Here is a 3,993-nt window from a genome sequence, read left to right on the forward strand (position 1 = left end):
ATAGAACGGTGGCTTGTCACACTATGATGTCCGCTCGACCCCCGCCTGTTCGTTCCTCGGTTCCGACACTCTGTCGGAACACTCGTCACTCACGGCAAGGCGGGGGTATGCGCTCGTATCTCTATCAAATACTCATGATGAAGTGGGAAGCGAATAGACCCTCCTGTAATGTCCGATGACGAAACCTTAGCTGATATTGACCTCAGCTTGCTTGATATCCAACAGGATTTGGTCAGAATAGTCGTCCTCGTGAGTTCGGTCTTGGTTATCCAGGGCCTCACATTCCTGATTCTTGCCTGGATAACAGACGGATTGTTGACAACAATCGTCGTTGCCCTCCTTGGTGTAGTTATCACCTTGGTTGGACTCGGTATCTGGATTGGTAACTTCCGGGCGTATGGGAGTGTAGCATTACAAGTTGATACAGCGAAAGAGGACCATCCAGCGAGAGGTCAGTCTGAGGATTCGGATTCATCATAAAAGCGGGGTACAATCACTGTGAAGTACCTCGGGATCAAGCCCCGAGGCTTCCCGTTTCCACGACGCGCTTGACAGATTCCGCGAGGGAATCCACAGGGAGCGCAGCCTCCGCGGGCGTGGATTCGGAGTCTCCCACTCCTACTTGATGGTCACGGCAGAGTGTCTGACCCGGCTTGTTTTCGCCGACTAAGCCAGACGCAAAGTGTGCCGTCACACCACTCTGTTTGAGATGTTTCGAGTTAATGGCTTGGTTCACGAGTTGTCGGCTTCATCCATGGGGTCAAGCCCCATGGCATTCGCCTCGCACCGGTTGTAGACCAGTGCGGAGACTGTCTCCCCAGAAGTGATCAACAAGTCATACACACGGGGCTTGTTGTCCTCGTCATCTTGGATACTCTGAGGTGTAGCAGGAAAGACGAAGCCGATAGCATTTGACTGATTGAGCGACTCCACCTCGGGATAGGAGGATGGTCGGTCAGAGAGGCCTTTGGCCAGGTGAGATGTCTCCCGTTCGAGACTGTGATAGTTCTGGGTTGGCTCATTCACGAATTGGCTTGTCCTCATCTTCTTCAGGAGCGAAGTGGCCCAATTCCATCGGAGCCCTCGTCTCGACCGCAGGAACTGGCCCATCATTCGGTAGGTCCATCTCTCGGACATGCTCCTCTAGCTTGTCGACACTCTCGATAGTCCGCACGTCGAGTCGCTCCCAGCCGTTTCCATATTCCTTGACAATGAACGCGTAGCCGGGTAGCTCCTGATAGTTGCTGACACGACGATCGCCCGTTACTGGTTGGAGGTCAGCGTCTGGAACACACTCGACGAAGACGGCGGCATACGTCGGGAGTGTCTGGTTGTAGACATCGCTCATGTCGTGTGGCTTGTCCTCGGAGGCGAGGAAGTTGTTGTAGAGGTCCCGCTTCAGTACCTCAAACCCATTTTCTGGCGATGTACGGGTAGACATACTTCCGTTGGGCTTGCCGTTGTGCTTGTATTCAACCTTCCAGCCGTCAACGCCAGTCTTCAGGACGTGGTGTTCGTGTAGGTCGTAGGTAAGGACGAAATAGTCGCCTCGCTTTTGACTGTACCGCCAGCCGTTGGGCCACTCGTCGTTTGATGGGAGTTCTACCATAGGTATTACTCCTCACCCAGGGAGACAAGTTCCTCGGGATTGGCCTCAATCGCTTCCTCGGGAAGGCCGTAGAGTTTTATTACAGCTCGTTTCAGTGCCTCTTTGCGGCCTAACCCGTCACATCCACGGTACTCAAGTAGCTGATCATGCGCGAGTTGGTAAGCATCGTCGTTCTCGTCCGTTTCTTTGGCGATGAGGGTCCAGCCATGCTCTTTGTCAGTGTAGGCGAGAGCAGCGACAGTCTCATCTATGAAGATCAGCAGGTCATGTATCCGCTGCGTGCCTCCCTCATCTTCTTGAACGCTCTCAGGAGAACCTGGAGCGACCAAATCAATGGGCCCTTCTTCAGTAAGTGTGTCAGCTTCTGGCTCGTAGAGAGGTCGGTTTGGGAGAGTTGGAATCATGGAGTTACGGGCTTGAACACACTCTCGGCTAATCAATGCTACTACGATTCAACTGACGCTGGTGCGTCTCGACATTGGTAGATAGGGCTGTGCAAGATGGATAGCTCGTATCTCGCACAGATTCCACTACCAGAAAACGGCACCCCGAATCGGTTAGTACCGAGTGAATACCGTACAATCGGATGGTCGGCGGTCCCTTTCTCAAGCTCGGGCACGAAGTCGACGTACTCAACGTCGTGACGGTAGTTCTTGAACCGATAGAACACCTCGTGTTCGACGTTCTCATCGAGGATGAGCCGATACGCCATCGCTCAGGCACTGGGTGGCGTGAGCGACGAGCGGTCTCTGGCTTCGGCGGCGGCTCGCTCGTGGCGCTTCTCAACTTGTCGCATCTCCTCGGGATTGTTGTGATAGTACGCGAGCGCCTCGTAGATGTCCGCAATATCTAGGTTGTACCGCTCGGCAACTCGGTCAGGAGAGAGTCCGCACTGTTCGACGCGTCCGTACACATCTCGGACAGTGATGCGACTTCCCTCTATATGGGGCTCCCCGTGGAGTTCCGAATCCTCGGCGGAGACAATGCGATACTGCTGGGTTGCCATTGAACTCAGCTTTGAACGTTGTCGTGTTGATACCATTAGACCCGAAATCGGAGGAAAAACGTTCTACGAGGGATTTACGGTATCGATCGAACAGGAGAGTGATTCACAGGGGATAATGAAGGCAGCGTTCACGCTGTTTGAACCTCCAGCGGAGAGCGTAGCGTCTGCGACTGAAACTCTCCTTTCCGTTTACACACCGTCTCAGCCGCCATTTTCGGTCGATAAAGTGTTAGATGCTCAACGTTCAAAGCCGAGCATTGAATACAGATAGGTACCCTCGGGTCTTGAAACCTCGCCGAATCGAGCGTACGTCGCTCTTCTGGGTTCTATCCCGAATGTGGATGCTCAGTCAGAAGTAAACTACCCCAGTAGATCTGCCGTGACTGTGTCTGTGACACGCTTCGTGCTGTTAATTGTCCGTCTCGGGGCTCGACGCGTACGCTTCGGCCAATTCGACCACGTCGTAGACGTGAATCCCGCTTTTGAACCACAGGACCCGCTCCGCCGTGTCCCCGAAGTCTTCGTCGGCACAATCCAGTCGCTCTGAGACCGCAAGCACGAAATTGTCGGCATCGACCTGCCGAATCTTCGCCAGCTTCGACTCTAGGTACTCTGGGGTCCAGAATCCCACAATCTCGATGATCGCCCGTCTGCCATCGGGGTGTTCGATGGCAAAATCCGGAATCATCACCTCCGCGCCGAGGTCGAAGACATCGTCCTCACGCGTGAGTTCCCAGTCAGTGGTCGCTCGCTCCCACTTCCGGGCGAGTGTGCGTTCGATATCGCTATCGAACTCCTGACCCATGCTGTAGTGTGAGACGAGGCCGTCGGTGTGGTCGAGTATGAGGCGGGTGCGACCGCTGGTCGTATCGTCGTCCAGAATCTCTGCACGCATCTCCCAGCGGTCACACTGCGGTAGCGCGGGGAGGAAGTTCGCCATCCGAATGCCGTACTTCTGTGACTTCCGAAACAGTGAGGCTGGGCCGTCAAGTTCGGCCTCGTAGCCCGCCGCAAGGTCGGTACTCGAAACGCGGTTGCTGTCGCCGTCGATGGGATAGATCCGATGCATCAATCCGAACAGCTTCATGTAGCTGAACACCGTCCCGAAGTGGTCCCAAACCCGAATCCGCATATTCGAAGCGTCGTAGAGGACGGCTTGGGCCAGCGGTGAACTACCCCACCCTACTCGCTCACGGCTGACGCCGTTCGCTCCTTGAGGGTGGGGCTTCCTGTTTCCACGACGCGCTTTGTAGATACAGGCGTATCCACAGGGAGCGCAGTCTCCACAGGCGTTGATTCGGAGTATCCCACTCCTACTTCTTCAAGACCACGAGAAAGGATGTTCCACGCCGCGTTCGCATCTCTATCCGCTTCAAAT

5 protein-coding genes and 3 pseudogenes are annotated in these 3,993 nt (G+C 54.9%); 2 read left to right on the forward strand and 6 right to left on the reverse strand.

Annotation, left to right across the window (positions count from 1 at the left end):
- Nucleotides 1-168 precede the first annotated feature (168 nt).
- Nucleotides 169-480 carry a hypothetical protein gene (locus B9H04_RS17490; RefSeq protein ID WP_049933544.1) on the forward strand — a complete coding sequence of 104 codons (312 nt, stop codon included), beginning with the start codon at nt 169-171 and terminating at the stop codon, nt 478-480.
- A 252-nt stretch (nt 481-732) separates the two neighbouring features.
- Here the strand turns inward: B9H04_RS17490 and B9H04_RS17495 are convergent, their stop codons facing one another.
- From B9H04_RS17495 to B9H04_RS18435, 3 genes are read right to left on the reverse strand one after another with little or no spacing between them, the layout of a single operon-like run.
- Nucleotides 733-1,026, reverse strand: coding sequence for a hypothetical protein (locus B9H04_RS17495; protein WP_129452466.1), 294 nt, complete (start codon nt 1,024-1,026; stop codon nt 733-735).
- Nucleotides 1,019-1,609 (reverse strand): hypothetical protein, encoded by a 591-nt coding sequence (locus B9H04_RS17500; protein ID WP_049933547.1) that lies wholly within the window; start codon nt 1,607-1,609, stop codon nt 1,019-1,021. The genes B9H04_RS17495 and B9H04_RS17500 overlap by 8 nt, the downstream gene beginning before the upstream one ends.
- Before the next feature lie 5 nt (nt 1,610-1,614).
- Nucleotides 1,615-2,013 (reverse strand): hypothetical protein, encoded by a 399-nt coding sequence (locus tag B9H04_RS18435; RefSeq protein ID WP_139835151.1) that lies wholly within the window; start codon nt 2,011-2,013, stop codon nt 1,615-1,617.
- 182 nt (nt 2,014-2,195) lie between these two features.
- Between B9H04_RS18435 and B9H04_RS19350 the strand changes: the two genes are divergently transcribed.
- Nucleotides 2,196-2,462, forward strand: a complete 267-nt coding sequence (locus B9H04_RS19350; protein WP_049933550.1) for a hypothetical protein — start codon at nt 2,196-2,198, stop codon at nt 2,460-2,462.
- A 21-nt stretch (nt 2,463-2,483) separates the two neighbouring features.
- Here B9H04_RS19350 and B9H04_RS19355 read toward each other — a convergent pair.
- The 3 pseudogenes from B9H04_RS19355 to B9H04_RS17520 all read right to left on the reverse strand — a co-directional run.
- Nucleotides 2,484-2,651 (reverse strand): annotated as a pseudogene (locus tag B9H04_RS19355) (DUF433 domain-containing protein); the annotation flags it as partial.
- Between the two features lie 373 nt (nt 2,652-3,024).
- A pseudogene (locus B9H04_RS17515) lies at nt 3,025-3,780 on the reverse strand (DUF790 family protein); the annotation flags it as partial.
- Between the two features lie 17 nt (nt 3,781-3,797).
- Nucleotides 3,798-3,993: pseudogene (locus B9H04_RS17520) on the reverse strand (RNA-guided endonuclease TnpB family protein); the annotation flags it as partial.

Source organism: Halorubrum ezzemoulense DSM 17463, assembly GCF_002114285.1.
Lineage (GTDB): Archaea > Halobacteriota > Halobacteria > Halobacteriales > Haloferacaceae > Halorubrum > Halorubrum ezzemoulense.